Below are 16,266 nucleotides of genomic sequence, written 5' to 3' on the forward strand. Positions count from 1 at the left end.
TTATCAAACAGAAGGCTACTGTAGCACAGCCTGTCTTATTTTCATCGGGGTGTTGAATTGAAAACCGCTATGCTGTTACAGACGCTGGAAGAGAGGCTGGCGACGCTACGCCAGCACTGCGCGCCGCTGGCGCAACATGCGACGCTAAGCGCGCGATTTGACCGACATCTTTTCCGTACCCGCAGTACTCTGCTGCTGGGATACCTGGAAGAGGCAGACGCCAATCTCGCCGCGCTGCGTCAGGCGGTAAAACATGAGCAGCTACCGCAAGTCGCCTGGCTGGCCGAGCATCTGGCTTCGCAACTGGAAGCAATATCGCGTGAAACCGCCGCCTGGTCGCTGCGCCAGTGGGACGCCGCCGCGCCAGGGCTTGGCCGTTGGCAGCGCAGACGAATACAGCATCAGGAGTTTGAACGTCGACTGCTGGCGATGACGCAGGAGCGCAAAGTTCGCCTGGCGCAGGCGACCCGTCTTGTCGAACAGCAAACGCTGCAAAAGGAAGTCGAAATCTATGAAGGACGACTGGCGCGCTGTCGGCATGCGCTGGAGAAAATAGAAAACGTACTGGCACGTTTAACCCGTTAATCCAGGAGAAAGTATGTCGCTTGAAAACGCCCCGGATGAAGTCAAACTGGCCGTGGATTTAATCGTTCTGCTTGAAGAGAATCGTTTACCGGCGCGAACGGTGCTACGCGCGCTGGAAATTGTCATGCGCGATTATGAAAACAAGTTAAAAAGTACGGAAGACGGCTCGCAAACAGAGTAATTGCCCGCTGGTTTGTCCTCATTGTCGCTGACAGAGTGGTCGCCACAGTCAGGCAACAAGGAACGGGCCATGGAACGTCTACCCACCACGCCGCACGATGCGGTCTTTCGACAGATGCTGATGCAAAAAGAGGTCGCCCGCGACTTTCTGGTTATCCACTTGCCAGAAGCCTTTCTTGCAATCTGCGATCTGGATTCGCTGAAGCTGGAGTCTGGGAGTTTTGTTGAAGACAATTTACGCAGCCGCTATTCAGATATTCTCTACTCTCTGCATACCCAACACGGCCCCGGGTATGTTTACGCACTCATTGAACATCAGAGCAAATCAGACCGGCTGATGGCTTTTCGCCTGATGCGTTACGCCATTGCCGCAATGCAGCGTCATCTGGATGCCGGTCATGATACCTTGCCGCTGGTGGTGCCAATCCTTTTTTATCACGGTCCGGAAAGCCCGTGGCCCTATAGCCTTAACTGGCATAATATGTTTGTGAAACCGGATATGGCGAAGGCCTTATACAGCCATGAATTTGCGCTGGTCGACCTGACGATAATGCCGGATAATCAGCTTTTGCAGCATCGGCGGATAGCGATGTTAGAGCTCCTGCAAAAACATATTCGTCAACGCGATTTAAGCGAACTGCTCGACCCCCTTATCACGCTTTTAACGCAGGATCATTTGACGGACACGCAGCTTAGTGTGCTGGTCAACTATATGTTGAAAGCAGGAAACGCCGCAGAACCCGGGGCGCTGATTCGTCAACTGGCGCAGGGCGCGCCGCAGTATAAGGAGCAACTGATGACAATAGCGGAATGGCTGGAAGAAAAAGGCCGCACGGAAGGGTTGCAAAAAGGGCTTGAGCAAGGGTTAGCGCAAGGCCGTGAGGCCGAAGCGCGCGCTATTGCCCGCAAAATGCTTGCCAACGGGCTGGAACCCGGGCTCATCGCCAGCGTCACCGGCATTACGCCGGAAGAGCTTTCTACGCTTTCGCATTAGCGGCGCCGCGCGCACTAATAAAGCGCGCGGTCCGCAGCCTTTTAGCTTGCCGCCGGCGCCAGATCGCCGCCGTTGAGATCGCTTTTCACTTCAGTGACTTCGTCGCCCTTCGCGTTGTGCAGGTGCACCTCAAGCTGGTTAAAGGCGATATTGATATCATTTTCGCGGCACAGGCGATCGATAGCACGGTTAAGTTCATCCACCGTATGGCTACGATCGCGTAATTCACGCACGTACAGACGCAGTTCATGATCCAGCGTGCTGGCGCCAAAGGTGGTGAAGAATACGGCAGGTTCCGGATCGTGCATCACCTTCGGATGCTCCATCGCCGCCTGTAGCAGGACTTTTTTGACTTTCTCCAGATCCGAGCCATAGGCCACGCCAAGCCGGATCACCAGACGGGTTGTGGTATCGGACAGTGACCAGTTAATCAGCCGCTCCGTCACGAACGCTTTGTTCGGAATGATCACCTCTTTACGATCAAAATCGGTAATAGTGGTGGCGCGAATACGAATCTTACTGACCGTGCCGGAGTAGGTGCCGATCGTTACCGTATCGCCAATGCGTACCGGACGTTCGAAGAGGATGATTAACCCCGAGACAAAGTTACCGAAGATCTCCTGTAAACCAAAACCGAGACCCACCGACAACGCCGCCGCCAGCCACTGGAGTTTATCCCACGAGACGCCAAGCGATCCGAATACCGTCATCGCGCCAACGGCGATAATGATGTAGTTAAGGATCGTGGTGATCGCATACGAGGCGCCCTGGCGCATATTCAGGCGTGAAAGCACCAGCACTTCCAGCAGGCCGGGTAAGTTGCGAATGAGCGCCCAGGCCACCATCGCGGCGATAATGGCGAATAACAAACTGCCCATCGTTACGCTTTTCACCACCGCAGCGCCAGCTTCGGAGCCGTTGTAGTGCCACAGCGTGATGCTATCAAGATAGCTGAATACAGTGATCAGATCGGACCAAATCGCCCAGAACATAACGCCGAACAGGGCAATCATCAGCAGCATCGTGATACGTAACGTTTGCTGGTTAATTTGCTCCAGCGCGATGGTGGGTTCTTCCTGTGGTTCCGCGCCCTCCGCTCCCTCTTTAATCAGGTTTTGACGGCGAGCCAGAGCGCGGCGCCAGGCAATCCGACGCGCCGCTACGCTTAATCCACGCAGCACCGTTTGATAAAGCAGGTTCCAGATAATGACCAGATAAACGGTTTCAATCCAGCGCCCCGCCAGGCGCAGCGTGGTATAGAAATAGCCGGTCGCCGTTACTACCATTAACGCTACAGGAATGATAGAAAGAATCGTCACGGTCACCAGTCGAATGCCGTGAGATTCTTTATCACGCCAGCTTTCCCGACACAGCGGCCACACCAGCAACGTTATCACTAACAGGTTGAGGAAAATAACTGCCTGCCCCAGCACGTCATCCATCAGGTTCAGCGGCGACAATTCCGCCACCACAGACCAAAAATGCAGCGGCAGCAATGCGAGGCTAATGCGTACAATCTGGAGACGCCAGTGGCTGGTCAACTGCGTCGGCATACCAAAATGGCGTATCGCCACGCCCTCTTTTTCCAGTACCTTCCAGCACAGCCCAAAGACCAGCCAGAAAAGCGCGAGCTTCTTACTAAAGGCCCAGAGCAGATCGCTGATATTTAACTGCATGGTCAACAGGATCAGTCCAAGCGCGAGGATAATCAGGCACACCGGCAGCGCGCGGATTAGATCGATCAAAATAGCTTTCGGCGTGTTGAGTTGACTATCGTTACGCAACGACCCCACGGCGGCGGCCAGCTTCTGTTGATACGCTTTTAACCATTTCAGGCGCCAGCGGATTAAACTGGCGATAAGCAAGAGCGGCAACCCGGCCAAAAAAGCAATAAATACCGCGGGCCAGGCTTTTTGCCAATTCACGGTGATTTTCATTGCGCTGAACTGCTCTTTTAACGTTTGTGGGAACGCTTTAAGCCAGTCCCAGCCCATAGGGCGATTACTGTTCACCCAAAAAATCTGCTGCGTCAGAATGGACTTCAGATTTTTCGAGACGCTCATCAACTGCTGCTGGTTAATTTGCAGGTTAATCGCCATCATCAGTTGATTACCCAACTGTTTATTCAGTTGATCCAACAGTTCACGGCGCATCTCCACTACCTGTAGCAGCGCATCGTGAACCTCATCATTCACCTCGCTGGTATGCCCCTCTTCCAGTTTGTCGACGAATGCATTACTTTGGAATAAGGCATCACGCTGCTGGTTGATTTCAAACTGCTCCAGACGCAAATCCGCAATGCGGTTGGTCATATCTTCGAGTTCGTCGGCGGAAGGCAAGGTCTGCTGCTGTTGATAAAGAATACGCGACAGCAACAGACTACCTTTGAGTACGGCAATCTGTTCTTTGATATTTCTTTCCGACTGCAGCGCGCGATCGAGCCAGTTTTTCACTTTGATATTTTGCTGCATCAGCATATTGCCGTTTTTGGTCGCGACAATCAGGCGCTGGCTGAGTTGATGGTTAATATCCAGTTCCTGCTTTACCAGCGGGTTTGCCTGGATACGCGCCGTTTCATCCGGCGAAATAGCTTCCTGGGCCGTTTTTTCCGTTAGCGTAAGTCGTTTACTGTTGACCGCTTCCTGCAAAAGTTGAAGCTGATGCTCAAGGCGGTTACTGTTGGCCGTCACGTAATCCCGCTGTTTTTGCAGGGTATCCTGCAAAACGGTATTTCCTTCAAGACTCTTACGTTGCTGGTCGATCTGCGCATTAAGCAGCGCCTGCTGTGCCTGTAATAACACCTGTTGGCTAGGGCGAAGCGCGGCTTCGCCGACGTTATTGCCGTCCAGACGGTTACGGATTTGCTGTATTTGCTGTGAGGCGGTATACATGGCGTTTTGCACGCGCTCCGGCTGGGTCTGTAGCGAAACAAGCTGGCTGTTATAAGCAGCAAGATCGCTTTGCGAATTTTGCAAATCATCCAGTACCTGCGCCACACGTAACTCAAGCTGGCGTAACGAAAGCGTACTCAGCGTTTTTCGCATTTCATCATCACTATTGACATCGCTCAGAGCATTCAACGCGTCCGTCGCCTGGCGCATTTTTTCGGGCGCCTGCGCCACCTTCTGCCGCAGTTGTACGGTCTCATCTTTAACCCGTTCGATTTTCTCCAGCGTGGCTAACGTATCAATAAGGTCTTGTTGGACAAGCTTATCCTGGGCGGAGAGATCTTTTTGCTTATTCAGGGTATCCAGTTGGTTTTGCACATCGGCCTTTGACGGCAAGTCGCCATTCGTTTGCCCCCGGGCAAACGCCAGAGACTGACAGGACAGCATAATAATAAGGAAGCTAATTGTAATAAAAACAAGATGCTGTAAACGATTATAAAGCTGTAACATAGTCATGAGGATGAAGTGTCTGAACCGGCAAGCAGAGCGGAAATAATTAAGCCGCAAGAGTATCACGCCTGTAACAAACAGAATAGCGAGACAGAAAACGTCCAGGAGTTTTCCTGGAATAGTATCAGGGGGCGTCGTTGACCGTCGACGCTCGCAGGGTCGGACACAGTTGATACATCTCCAGCAGTATGGTGACGTAGGCGCGAGCTTCTTTTTTTAAATCAAACGATTGTGGAGCAAATAACCAGTTTTCCATAATCCCTGAAATAAAGCTGCGCATCAGTATCGCGGCACGACGGGTCAACAGATTTTCAGGCAGCATTTTAGCGTTAATACAATGTGTTAACGTTTGTTCTATCCGCTCGTAACTTTCCAGACAAAGGCTACGTTGCGCCTGTTGAACTACAACCATTTCTCCGACAAACTCACATTTATGGAATATAATCTCCATCAATAAGCGGCGTCGTTCTTCTGTTACAGTAGCTTCAAGAACATGGACTAAAATTTCTCTTAATACAGATAGTGGATCGTCGGGGAATTTTGCCTGATACTCAATCTCAAGCTCACCAATATTGGATTCTGATAGCTCCCAGATCTCACTGAATAAATCCGACTTATTTTTGAAATGCCAATAGATTGCGCCGCGCGTCACGCCAGCAGCGTTCGCAATCTCCGCCAGCGAGGTCGCGGATACGCCTTGCTGCGAGAACAAACGCAGGGCCACATCCAGGATGTGTTGTCGTGTCTCCAGCGCTTGTTCTTTGGTTTTTCGTGCCATATGTCGGTGAATTTACAGGCGTTAGATTTACATACATTTATGAATGTATGTACCATAGCATGACGATAATATAAACGCAGCAATGGGTTTAAGGACCTTTGACCATTGACCAATTTGAAATCGGACACTCGAGGTTTACATATGAACAAAAACAGAGGGTTAACGCCTCTGGCGGTCGTTCTGATGCTCTCAGGCAGCTTAGCGCTAACAGGATGTGACGACAAACAGGACCAGCAAGGTGGCCAGCAGATGCCAGAAGTTGGCGTTGTCACGCTAAAAACGGAACCACTGCAGATCACCACTGAACTTCCGGGTCGTACCGTTGCTTACCGTATCGCCGAAGTTCGCCCGCAGGTAAGCGGAATTATCCTGAAGCGTAATTTCGTTGAAGGAAGTGATATCGAAGCGGGAGTCTCTCTCTATCAGATTGATCCTGCGACATACCAGGCGACTTATGACAGCGCCAAAGGCGATTTAGCAAAAGCGCAGGCCGCCGCGAATATCGCTGAACTGACGGTGAAGCGTTATCAAAAACTGTTGGGTACGCAGTACATCAGTAAGCAAGAATACGATCAGGCACTGGCTGACGCGCAACAAGCAAATGCCGCCGTTGTCGCAGCAAAAGCCGCCGTTGAAACCGCACGTATTAACCTGGCATATACCAAAGTTACCTCACCGATTAGCGGTCGTATTGGTAAGTCGTCCGTAACAGAAGGAGCACTGGTACAAAACGGTCAGGCGTCGGCGCTGGCGACAGTACAACAGCTGGATCCTATTTATGTCGATGTGACCCAATCCAGTAATGACTTCCTGCGCCTGAAACAGGAGCTGGCAAACGGTTCGCTAAAACAGGAAAACGGCAAAGCGAAAGTCGACCTGGTGACCAGCGACGGTATCAAATTCCCGCAATCCGGTACGCTTGAATTCTCCGACGTTACCGTCGACCAAACGACTGGGTCTATCACTTTGCGTGCCATCTTCCCTAACCCGGATCACACCTTATTGCCAGGAATGTTCGTCCGCGCACGTTTGCAGGAAGGGACAAAACCGGCGGCATTACTGGTTCCGCAACAGGGCGTTACCCGCACGCCACGCGGCGATGCCACGGTGCTGGTGGTTGGCGCTGATAACAAAGTGGAAATCCGCCAAATCGTCGCCAGCCAGGCGATCGGCGATAAGTGGCTGGTGACTGACGGGTTGAAAGCGGGCGACCGCGTAGTCGTCAGCGGGCTGCAAAAAGTACGTCCTGGCGCACAGGTTAAAGTGCAGGAAATTACCGCGGATAACAAACAGCAAGCCGCAAGCGGTGATCAGCCTGCTCAGCCCAGGTCTTAACTTAAACAGGAGCCGTTAAGACATGCCTAATTTCTTTATCGATCGCCCTATATTTGCGTGGGTGATCGCCATCATCATCATGTTGGCAGGGGGGCTCGCGATCCTCAAATTGCCGGTAGCACAATATCCGACTATTGCGCCCCCAGCAGTGACGATCTCCGCGACCTATCCTGGCGCTGATGCGAAAACGGTACAGGATACCGTCACGCAGGTTATCGAGCAGAACATGAACGGTATCGATAACCTGATGTATATGTCTTCAAACAGTGACTCCACGGGGACCGTGCAGATTACTCTGACCTTTGAATCGGGTACCGATGCGGACATCGCACAGGTTCAGGTTCAGAACAAACTGCAACTGGCAATGCCGTTACTTCCCCAGGAAGTTCAGCAACAGGGCGTAAGCGTTGAGAAATCCTCAAGTAGCTTCCTGATGGTCGTGGGCGTCATTAACACTAATGGCACCATGACCCAAGAGGATATTTCGGATTACGTTGCCGCCAATATGAAAGATCCGATCAGCCGTACTTCTGGGGTGGGCGACGTTCAGCTGTTTGGTTCGCAGTACGCGATGCGTATCTGGATGAATCCGACAGAGCTAACCAAATACCAACTAACGCCAATTGACGTGATTAACGCTATCAAAGCGCAGAACGCCCAGGTCGCGGCAGGTCAGCTCGGCGGTACGCCACCGGTAAAAGGCCAGCAGCTTAACGCATCGATTATTGCCCAAACGCGTCTGACTTCGACGGATGAGTTCGGCAAAATCCTGCTGAAGGTGAACCAGGATGGCTCCCAGGTTCGTCTGCGTGATGTAGCGAAAATTGAGCTTGGCGGCGAAAATTACGACGTTATCGCGCAATTTAACGGTCAGCCGGCTTCAGGTCTTGGTATCAAACTGGCTACTGGCGCCAACGCGCTGGATACCGCTGCCGCTATCCGCGCCGAATTGAAAAAAATGGAGCCGTTTTTCCCGCCGGGGATGAAAATCGTCTACCCGTATGACACTACGCCATTCGTGAAGATCTCTATTCATGAAGTGGTAAAAACGCTGGTCGAAGCGATCATCCTCGTGTTCCTGGTCATGTACCTGTTCCTGCAGAACTTCCGCGCGACGTTGATTCCGACCATTGCGGTTCCGGTGGTATTGTTGGGAACCTTTGCCGTGCTTGCGGCCTTCGGCTTCTCAATAAACACACTGACGATGTTCGGGATGGTGCTCGCCATCGGCCTGCTGGTGGATGACGCCATCGTGGTGGTCGAGAACGTCGAACGTGTTATGACGGAAGAAGGTCTTCCGCCGAAGGAAGCGACGCGTAAATCAATGGGGCAGATTCAGGGCGCATTGGTGGGTATCGCGATGGTACTATCGGCGGTATTTATTCCGATGGCCTTCTTTGGCGGCTCAACCGGGGCGATTTATCGTCAGTTCTCTATCACCATCGTATCGGCGATGGCGCTGTCAGTGCTGGTGGCGCTGATCCTGACGCCAGCGCTGTGCGCCACGATGCTCAAACCCGTCGCTAAAGGCGATCACGGCGAAGAGAAAAAAGGCTTTTTCGGCTGGTTTAACCGCATGTTCGATAAGAGCACGCATCATTACACCGATAGCGTAGGCAATATTCTGCGCAGCACCGGTCGTTATCTGCTGCTCTACCTCATTATCGTCGTCGGCATGGCTTATCTGTTCGTTCGTCTGCCAAGTTCCTTCTTGCCGGATGAAGACCAGGGGGTATTCCTGACGATGGTTCAACTCCCTGCTGGCGCGACGCAAGAACGCACGCAAAAAGTGCTGGATGAGGTGACGGATTATTACCTGAACAAAGAGAAAGCCAACGTTGAATCGGTATTCGCCGTCAACGGCTTCGGTTTTGCAGGACGTGGTCAGAATACCGGTATTGCGTTCGTGTCGTTGAAAGATTGGGCTGATCGTCCTGGCGATGAAAACAAAGTTGAAGCGATTACCCAACGGGCAACCGCAGCGTTTTCACAAATTAAAGATGCGATGGTCTTCGCCTTTAACCTGCCAGCGATTGTTGAGCTGGGCACCGCGACCGGGTTTGACTTCGAGTTGATTGACCAGGCGGGTCTCGGTCATGAAAAACTCACCCAAGCACGTAATCAGTTGTTCGGCGAAGTGGCGAAATATCCTGATCTGTTGGTAGGCGTTCGACCTAACGGCCTGGAGGATACGCCGCAGTTCAAGATCGATATCGACCAGGAAAAAGCTCAGGCGCTGGGCGTATCTATTAGTGACATTAATACCACGCTGGGCGCAGCATGGGGCGGTAGTTATGTAAACGACTTTATCGATCGCGGCCGCGTGAAAAAGGTTTACGTGATGTCCGAAGCGAAATACCGCATGTTGCCGGATGATATTAATGACTGGTACGTCCGTGGCCGCGATGGTCAGATGGTGCCGTTCTCCGCATTCTCCTCTTCTCGCTGGGAATATGGCTCGCCGCGTCTGGAACGCTATAACGGTTTGCCTTCAATGGAAATTCTGGGCCAGGCGGCGCCAGGCAAGAGTACCGGTGAAGCGATGGCGATGATGGAAGAACTGGCCAGCAAGCTGCCAGCGGGCATTGGTTATGACTGGACCGGAATGTCCTACCAGGAGCGGTTGTCCGGCAACCAGGCCCCTGCCCTGTATGCTATCTCGCTCATCGTCGTCTTCCTGTGTCTGGCGGCATTGTATGAGAGCTGGTCTATACCGTTCTCCGTAATGCTGGTCGTGCCGCTTGGGGTTATCGGCGCGCTGCTGGCCGCTACCTTCCGCGGGCTGACTAACGACGTTTACTTCCAGGTGGGCCTGCTCACAACCATTGGGTTATCGGCGAAGAACGCGATACTTATCGTCGAATTCGCCAAGGACTTGATGGATAAAGAAGGGAAAGGTCTGGTAGAAGCGACGCTGGAGGCCGTGCGTATGCGTCTGCGCCCGATTCTGATGACCTCATTAGCGTTCATGCTGGGGGTTATGCCGCTGGTTATCAGTTCCGGCGCGGGCTCCGGCGCTCAAAATGCGGTAGGTACTGGCGTACTGGGCGGGATGGTAACGGCAACCGTATTGGCTATTTTCTTCGTGCCGGTCTTCTTTGTGGTGGTACGCCGCCGCTTTAGCCGTAAAAGCGAAGATATAGAGCACAGCCATTCTACACAACATCATTGATCTACTGATTGTTGATAAGGCCGCGCAAGCGGCCTTTTTTTGCGTAAAAGTCATAAAATACGCTTATTGTTAGATTGTATATTTTTTGCCATATTAATAAAACGTATAGCCCCTACCGCTTTAAAGGCTTTTCTTAGGAAACTCGGCCATTCCTTTAATTCACCTATTAATTAAGAAATATTAAGAATATTCCTGGCTATTTTCTTCTGCCAGCGGCTATTGTTTTAACCTGAAAAGCTGAAAAATGTTAACCCAATGATTACACAAACAATAAAAATGCTTTCTTTTTAAGCACCCAGCACTGACTGTTAAAACTCGAAAAAGTATGGCGACAAGCGGATTTGACGCAATTGTAATTTTTCGTAATATGACGATGAAAAGTTTTTTAGAGTAGATTATAGTTAAATCATAAGGTGACATGGGGAAGTACCAGGTTAGTCGGTTGTATCCATCCCGAAGGTGTTCGGTTAGTTCAAGCCACTAAAAAGGGGATGCATTATGGACGAATACTCACCCAAAAGACATGATATAGCACAGCTTAAATTTCTTTGCGAAACCCTGTATCATGACTGTCTTGCAAACCTTGAAGAAAGCAATCATGGTTTGGTTAATGACCCAACCTCAGCAGTCAATCTCCAGCTCAATGAGCTGATAGAGCATATTGCAACCTTCGCACTTAATTATAAGATTAAGTACAATGAAGACAATAAATTGATTGCGCAGATAGATGAATACCTGGACGACACCTTTATGTTGTTCAGCAGCTATGGTATTAATACGCAGGATTTGCAAAAATGGCGTCAATCGGGTAACCGACTGTTTCGCTGTTTCGTCAACGCCACAAGGGCCAACCCTGTTAGTTTGTCTTGTTAAAAATTATTACAATCATAGGTAGAATTTATGTCTGATAAACCATTAACTAAAACTGATTATTTGATGCGTTTACGGCGCTGTCAGACAATTGACACTCTGGAGCGCGTCATTGAGAAAAATAAATATGAACTGTCCGATAATGAGTTAGCTGTATTTTACTCAGCGGCGGATCACCGTCTTGCAGAATTGACGATGAACAAACTTTACGACAAGATCCCCTCTTCAGTATGGAAATTCATTCGTTAATCACTCTGTATTGCTTTTCAGGGAATAATAAGGTGTTATCTGACCCTTCGCTTTGGCTAGTAGCATATTGGACTATTATAGAACAGTGACAGAGATCACATACAAATAGCAGGGAACGTTCCCTCGAATAATATATCATTACTTATACTGCGATAATATCCACTAAGGGGAACGCGCGGTGAGTGACGAAAAACAAAAAATGATCGTTGGGGCGCTGTATTGCCCGACCGATAAAACTTTATGCCAGGATCGTCTGCGGGCACGCCAACTCATCCATAAATACAATCATACTACGCCTGATGAAATAAATAAGCGTCAGGCAATCTTACGCGATCTGTTGGGCCGAAGCGAAGACGCCTATATTGAACCCTCTTTTCGCTGCGATTATGGCTATAATATTTTTCTTGGTCACTCCTTTTACGCTAACTTCGACTGCGTCATGCTCGATGTTTGCCCAATTAATATCGGCGATAACTGCATGCTTGCGCCAGGGGTACATATCTATACTGCCACGCACCCGCTGGACGCCGTCGAACGCAATAGCGGCAGAGAGCTAGGCAAACCTGTTACTATCGGAAATAACGTCTGGATAGGCGGACGAGCCGTCATTAATCCGGGCGTAACCATTGGCGATAACGCCGTCGTCGCCTCAGGCGCGGTAGTGATAAAAAACGTACCGCCAAACGTTGTGGTAGGCGGAAATCCGGCGCAACCAATTAAAAAATTGTAGTGAAAATGATAACTGTTATGCTTATTCGTGGTTAATCTGTTACTTTTTTTCACGCTGTGACTGCATTTAAAATAGGCTTTTATTACCCGTATGTCGCACAAATCATGAAGGCAAAAGATGACAGAGATACAGCGCTTGCTTAGCGAAACTATTGATGACTTAAACGTCCGTGAAAAACGCGATAACAGACCGCGTCTTAGCATCAGTTTTATCCGCAAACATCCTGGGTTATTTATCGCGATGTATGCCGCCTGGTTTGCGACGCTGGCAGTCATGCTGCAGTCAGAAACGCTGGTAGGGTCAGTGTGGCTGTTAGTGGTACTGTTTATTGTATTTAATGGCTTTTTCTTTTTCGACATCGCCCCGCGTTATCACTATGACGACATCGATGTGCTGGATCTCCGGGTCTGTTACAACGGCGAATGGTACAATACCCGTTTTGTTCCCCCCGCGCTCATTGAGACGATTCTTCGGTCTCCCCAAGTGGATAATGAGCATAAAGTCCAACTGCAAAAAATGGTGGCCCGTAAAGGCGAACTTTCCTTCTACGATATTTTTACGCTGGCCCGCGCAGAAGCAAGCCGGTAATAAAAAAGTGCGCACCCTCCCTGGTACGCACTGCTTTCCCTGAACTGTTGGTTTTTTAACGTCTTTTTTTACGCCCCTGAACCGCCTTAAAACGCGGATTTGTTTTACAAATCACGTATAAGCGTCCTTTGCGTTTGACTATCTGGCAATCCGGATGCCGTTGTTTTGCATTGCGAAGTGAGTTTAACACCTGCATTTCATTTACCCCCTTTTAGCGCCGATAAAATGGCCAAAACGTTTCTGGAAGCGTGCGGCGCTACTTTCGCTATCAAACGTTTTCTGTTTACCGGTATAAAAAGGATGCGATTTTGATGACACATCAATAGTGACATACGGATATGTCACGCCGTCCAGTTCGATTTCACGTTTAGTTTTGATAGTTGATCTCACTTTCACATATTCATTTGCACTGGTATCGTGAAAGACGACGGTGCGGTATACAGGATGAATATCAGGTTTCATTGCGCCCTCTCGATTATGTTATAACATAACAATAAAATACTCCATTAACGATCTTTTTTCAACCAGCAAACACTCACGGCCTTTTCCCACCGCCGAAAGCAACGTAGCGTAACGCGTTAGTTTGGCTCCGGCATCTGTAAAATCGATAAAATAGCTTTATCATTCGAGGGCGCAATTTACTATCGGATATACTTTCTCTACGCTGTGTTTATAAGGACATCACTGTGACAACACGACATCTGGTCAGTCTGGTAACGGGAGTACTTATCTTGTCTGTCCTTTTCCCGGTAGGATTGAGCCTGTGGCTGGCGCACCGTCAGGCTGAAAAAAAGTTTAATGAAGAGCTCAATATCTTCTCGTCCCGGGTTGCGCTACGTACAGAAAGGGTCAGTGACCAGGCAAAAGCCGCATTAACGTATATCGCCTCCTTTAAAGGCGAGCCCTGCAGCAGTGCCCATTTACTCGCCATGCGCCGCGTGTCTTATAGCTTTCGGTATGTCCAGGAAGTTCTGTACCTTAAAAACAGGATTCCTGTTTGCTCCTCACTTGAAAAAGAGAGCCATATTCCCGCGTTCCCTCCGCCCATGAAAATCACTCAGGACGGTTATCGCGCCTGGTTTACGGCGCAAAACGATCTGGGTATAAAACGCTATATGGCGGCACTCGGGAGCGATAACTATATCGTGATGATCGACCCGGCATCCTTTATTGATGTAATTCCGTTCGGAGCATGGCCGATTGACGTCGCCATTATTGGCCAGGAACACAATACTGTGGTCGCCAGCAGCGGTAAACCTGACCCCGCAATCCTTCCGCTAATTCAGCATGAGACACCCCTGCGACTGGAAAACCGAGGCATTCAGTACGCTATTCACCCTTTTCCGGAAATGGATATCACTATCGTAAGCTGGGCATCCACCGCCCCGCTGGAAAAGAGCTGGTATCGCCAGGCGTTTATCTGGCTACCGGCGGGCATAATAACGGGTCTGCTGGCCGCGGCGTTTATTCTGCGTATTTTGCGTCGGCTACAGTCGCCCCGACACCGTCTCCAGGATGCGATAGACAATCGCGAAATCAACTTACACTATCAGCCTATTGTCTCCCTGAGCAGCGGAAAAATTGTCGGCGCCGAGGCCTTAGCTCGCTGGCAACAGGCGGACGGCACCTTCCTTTCACCGGAAATTTTTATCGCGCTGGCTGAACAAACCGGGCTTACGGAGCCGCTAACCCGGTTAATCATCGAAACCGTTTTTGAAGACATGGGGAGTTGGTTAAGGGCCCATCCAGAACAACATATTTCAATCAATCTTGAGGCATCCGATCTGGCGTCGGAAACGCTCCCGGCGCTGTTAAGCACGCTGCTGAACCGTAGCCAAATTTCTCCGTCGCAAATCGCGCTTGAGTTAACGGAGCGCGAGTTCGCCGATCCGAAAACCAGCGCGCCAATTGTCGCCAGATACCGTAACGCGGGACATTCCATTTATATTGATGACTTTGGCACCGGCTATTCCAGCCTCAGCTACTTACAAAATCTGGATGTGGATGTCCTTAAAATTGATAAATCTTTTGTCGATGCGCTGGAATATAAAAACGTCACGCCGCATATTATTGAAATGGCGAAAACGCTCAAACTTAAGATGGTCGCAGAAGGCATCGAAACGATCAGGCAAGCGCAGTGGCTACGCCAGCATGGCGTGCATTATGGTCAGGGCTGGTTATACAGTAAGCCGCTACCCGGCGCGGCATTTATTCTTTGGGCGGAACAGCGGCTATAACGTCGCACAGCAGAAAAGAACAGTGTGGAGAGGCACAAATGGGTGGGGGCCCTGCCAGCTAAGCTTTTTCTAACAAAACCTATGTATTTCAATGCACTAAAAAGCGGTGAGGCAATGATTTTGTATCACCAAAAGTATACACTGGCAAGCCGTTTTCTCATGCGACAGACACAAAAAAACCGGGGCTGACCCGGCTTTGTATGGCTTTTGACCAAACTCCATCTAAGCTACATTTTCCACTACAATGTAGGATCGCCCAACCTCATCAATCAGTGGTTGGAGGTTCGTATTACTGCCTTTGACTGTAAATAGGTCTTCTGGCTGTTCATCTTTTACGGCTTTTTTAACATAACCATAATACGGACGACTAACCGCAGTCCTTAAAGATACCTCCGTACAAGAAGATAAAGCGACCACATTTTCCCCTGTATACTTGAACACTGGCGGCTCATAGTTTTTGATCACGCTCCGGCAAGAGTTCACAAATTGTGTGAACGCTTCAATTTTACCTGCTAGAGCCAAACGACGGGCATGTTCTATCTCATCTACCGTGAGATCGGGAGCGGAAATCTGGACCACCTCGTCTTCACGCGACAATCCGTTACACAATTTCAAATGATGATACAGTGCCCTGGAAGCACATCTTAGAACCCTTGTCATGCGTTCCGTGTTCCGTTTGGATGGCTCAGTATTTTTACCTTGAGAAATATTATAATCCCACATCTGCCGATGTACTGTTGGCGTATCGATATGATCCAGTTGTTCTAAGATTGCAAGAATTCGCTCTCCTTTGAACCTTCTTGTCTCTTCTTCCTGCCCCAATGCACCGCAGATACAATCTTCCACAATGCGTGGCAACTCCCCCAAGGAGCCATACCCTCGTAAGAAAATGCGTACAGCTGTATTATCAACCCCTTTTGCTACAGCACCCTTAGTTCTCGCCATATTGTTCTCCTTTTTAAATAGACATAAGTAATCCTCCGCTATCGCTGGTAGCGATCAGGATATGTGGCCTTCCTTTGTGGATGGCATTTGGTTTTAAAGTACCGTGTTTACGGTAGCTTGATATGTCTCGCTGTGCGCCAGACGACGTTAACGCTTATACGATAAGAATGACCAACATACGATTGCAGTCGCGCTGACCACCATT

15 protein-coding genes are annotated in these 16,266 nt (G+C 49.9%); 10 read left to right on the top strand and 5 right to left on the bottom strand.

Features of this window, described 5'->3' with window-relative positions; genetic code table 11:
* The first annotated feature begins 57 nt into the window (after positions 1-57).
* The 3 genes from priC (at position 58) to F4V61_RS06510 (ending at position 1,759) form a co-directional block, all read left to right on the top strand.
* Positions 58-585, top strand: coding sequence for a primosomal replication protein N'' (gene priC / locus F4V61_RS06500; protein ID WP_170243772.1), 528 nt, complete (start codon positions 58-60; stop codon positions 583-585).
* Between the two features lie 13 nt (positions 586-598).
* Positions 599-766, top strand: coding sequence for a pleiotropic regulatory protein RsmS (rsmS, locus tag F4V61_RS06505; protein WP_000051162.1), 168 nt, complete (start codon positions 599-601; stop codon positions 764-766).
* A gap of 69 nt (positions 767-835) precedes the next feature.
* A complete protein-coding gene (locus tag F4V61_RS06510; protein WP_038396705.1) occupies positions 836-1,759 on the top strand; it encodes an Rpn family recombination-promoting nuclease/putative transposase in 924 nt (307 codons plus the stop codon).
* Positions 1,760-1,800: 41 nt separating this feature from the next.
* On the opposite strand, the gene mscK is transcribed toward F4V61_RS06510, so the two are convergent.
* Both mscK and acrR read right to left on the bottom strand, forming a co-directional pair.
* The gene (gene mscK / locus F4V61_RS06515) at positions 1,801-5,163 is read right to left on the bottom strand and encodes a mechanosensitive channel MscK (protein WP_079828084.1); all 3,363 of its coding nucleotides are present in this window, start codon (positions 5,161-5,163) and stop codon (positions 1,801-1,803) included.
* Between the two features lie 118 nt (positions 5,164-5,281).
* Positions 5,282-5,935, bottom strand: a complete 654-nt coding sequence (gene acrR, locus F4V61_RS06520; protein WP_038396708.1) for a multidrug efflux transporter transcriptional repressor AcrR — start codon at positions 5,933-5,935, stop codon at positions 5,282-5,284.
* A gap of 141 nt (positions 5,936-6,076) precedes the next feature.
* Here acrR and acrA point away from each other — a divergent pair, with 141 nt between their 5' ends.
* From acrA to F4V61_RS06550, 6 genes are all read left to right on the top strand, one after another.
* Positions 6,077-7,270 carry a multidrug efflux RND transporter periplasmic adaptor subunit AcrA gene (gene acrA / locus F4V61_RS06525; protein WP_001039197.1) on the top strand — a complete coding sequence of 398 codons (1,194 nt, stop codon included), beginning with the start codon at positions 6,077-6,079 and terminating at the stop codon, positions 7,268-7,270.
* A 22-nt stretch (positions 7,271-7,292) separates the two neighbouring features.
* A complete protein-coding gene (gene acrB / locus F4V61_RS06530; RefSeq protein WP_001132516.1) occupies positions 7,293-10,442 on the top strand; it encodes an efflux RND transporter permease AcrB in 3,150 nt (1,049 codons plus the stop codon).
* A gap of 498 nt (positions 10,443-10,940) precedes the next feature.
* On the top strand, positions 10,941-11,315 hold the full coding sequence (gene tomB, locus F4V61_RS06535; RefSeq protein WP_000344793.1) for an Hha toxicity modulator TomB: 375 nt from the start codon (positions 10,941-10,943) through the stop codon (positions 11,313-11,315).
* Between the two features lie 27 nt (positions 11,316-11,342).
* Positions 11,343-11,561 carry an HHA domain-containing protein gene (locus tag F4V61_RS06540; protein WP_001280991.1) on the top strand — a complete coding sequence of 73 codons (219 nt, stop codon included), beginning with the start codon at positions 11,343-11,345 and terminating at the stop codon, positions 11,559-11,561.
* 178 nt (positions 11,562-11,739) lie between these two features.
* Complete coding sequence (maa, locus tag F4V61_RS06545; RefSeq protein ID WP_080161096.1) at positions 11,740-12,291, top strand: maltose O-acetyltransferase; 552 nt, start codon at positions 11,740-11,742, stop codon at positions 12,289-12,291.
* Positions 12,292-12,408: 117 nt separating this feature from the next.
* Positions 12,409-12,879, top strand: a complete 471-nt coding sequence (locus tag F4V61_RS06550) for a YlaC family protein (RefSeq protein WP_000136186.1) — start codon at positions 12,409-12,411, stop codon at positions 12,877-12,879.
* Between the two features lie 55 nt (positions 12,880-12,934).
* On the opposite strand, the gene ykgO is transcribed toward F4V61_RS06550, so the two are convergent.
* Together ykgO and F4V61_RS06560 are read right to left on the bottom strand one after the other, a co-directional pair.
* Positions 12,935-13,075: a type B 50S ribosomal protein L36 gene (ykgO, locus tag F4V61_RS06555; protein WP_001197749.1), complete on the bottom strand. Its 141-nt coding sequence runs from the start codon at positions 13,073-13,075 to the stop codon at positions 12,935-12,937.
* Between the two features lie 5 nt (positions 13,076-13,080).
* Entirely contained in the window at positions 13,081-13,341 is a 261-nt protein-coding gene (locus F4V61_RS06560; protein WP_080152478.1) for a type B 50S ribosomal protein L31, read from the bottom strand.
* 224 nt (positions 13,342-13,565) lie between these two features.
* Between F4V61_RS06560 and F4V61_RS06565 the strand changes: the two genes are divergently transcribed.
* Entirely contained in the window at positions 13,566-15,116 is a 1,551-nt protein-coding gene (locus F4V61_RS06565) for an EAL domain-containing protein (protein ID WP_080161095.1), read from the top strand.
* 222 nt (positions 15,117-15,338) lie between these two features.
* Here the strand turns inward: F4V61_RS06565 and F4V61_RS06570 are convergent, their stop codons facing one another.
* The gene (locus F4V61_RS06570) at positions 15,339-16,061 is read right to left on the bottom strand and encodes a hypothetical protein (RefSeq protein WP_021553403.1); all 723 of its coding nucleotides are present in this window, start codon (positions 16,059-16,061) and stop codon (positions 15,339-15,341) included.
* Positions 16,062-16,266 lie beyond the last annotated feature (205 nt).

It is taken from the genome of Salmonella enterica subsp. arizonae (genome assembly GCF_008692845.1).
In the GTDB taxonomy this organism is placed as follows: domain Bacteria; phylum Pseudomonadota; class Gammaproteobacteria; order Enterobacterales; family Enterobacteriaceae; genus Salmonella; species Salmonella arizonae.

What these genes read in the sequence shown, in the direction of transcription:
- rsmS (WP_000051162.1), top strand. Translation starts at nt 599, where the DNA reads ATGTCGCTTGAAAACGCCCCGGATGAAGTCAAACTGGCCGTGGATTTA.
- F4V61_RS06510 (WP_038396705.1), top strand. Translation starts at nt 836, where the DNA reads ATGGAACGTCTACCCACCACGCCGCACGATGCGGTCTTTCGACAGATG.
- mscK (WP_079828084.1), bottom strand. Translation starts at nt 5,163, where the DNA reads ATGACTATGTTACAGCTTTATAATCGTTTACAGCATCTTGTTTTTATT.
- acrR (WP_038396708.1), bottom strand. Translation starts at nt 5,935, where the DNA reads ATGGCACGAAAAACCAAAGAACAAGCGCTGGAGACACGACAACACATC.
- acrA (WP_001039197.1), top strand. Translation starts at nt 6,077, where the DNA reads ATGAACAAAAACAGAGGGTTAACGCCTCTGGCGGTCGTTCTGATGCTC.
- acrB (WP_001132516.1), top strand. Translation starts at nt 7,293, where the DNA reads ATGCCTAATTTCTTTATCGATCGCCCTATATTTGCGTGGGTGATCGCC.
- tomB (WP_000344793.1), top strand. Translation starts at nt 10,941, where the DNA reads ATGGACGAATACTCACCCAAAAGACATGATATAGCACAGCTTAAATTT.
- F4V61_RS06540 (WP_001280991.1), top strand. Translation starts at nt 11,343, where the DNA reads ATGTCTGATAAACCATTAACTAAAACTGATTATTTGATGCGTTTACGG.
- F4V61_RS06550 (WP_000136186.1), top strand. Translation starts at nt 12,409, where the DNA reads ATGACAGAGATACAGCGCTTGCTTAGCGAAACTATTGATGACTTAAAC.
- ykgO (WP_001197749.1), bottom strand. Translation starts at nt 13,075, where the DNA reads ATGCAGGTGTTAAACTCACTTCGCAATGCAAAACAACGGCATCCGGAT.
- F4V61_RS06560 (WP_080152478.1), bottom strand. Translation starts at nt 13,341, where the DNA reads ATGAAACCTGATATTCATCCTGTATACCGCACCGTCGTCTTTCACGAT.
- F4V61_RS06570 (WP_021553403.1), bottom strand. Translation starts at nt 16,061, where the DNA reads ATGGCGAGAACTAAGGGTGCTGTAGCAAAAGGGGTTGATAATACAGCT.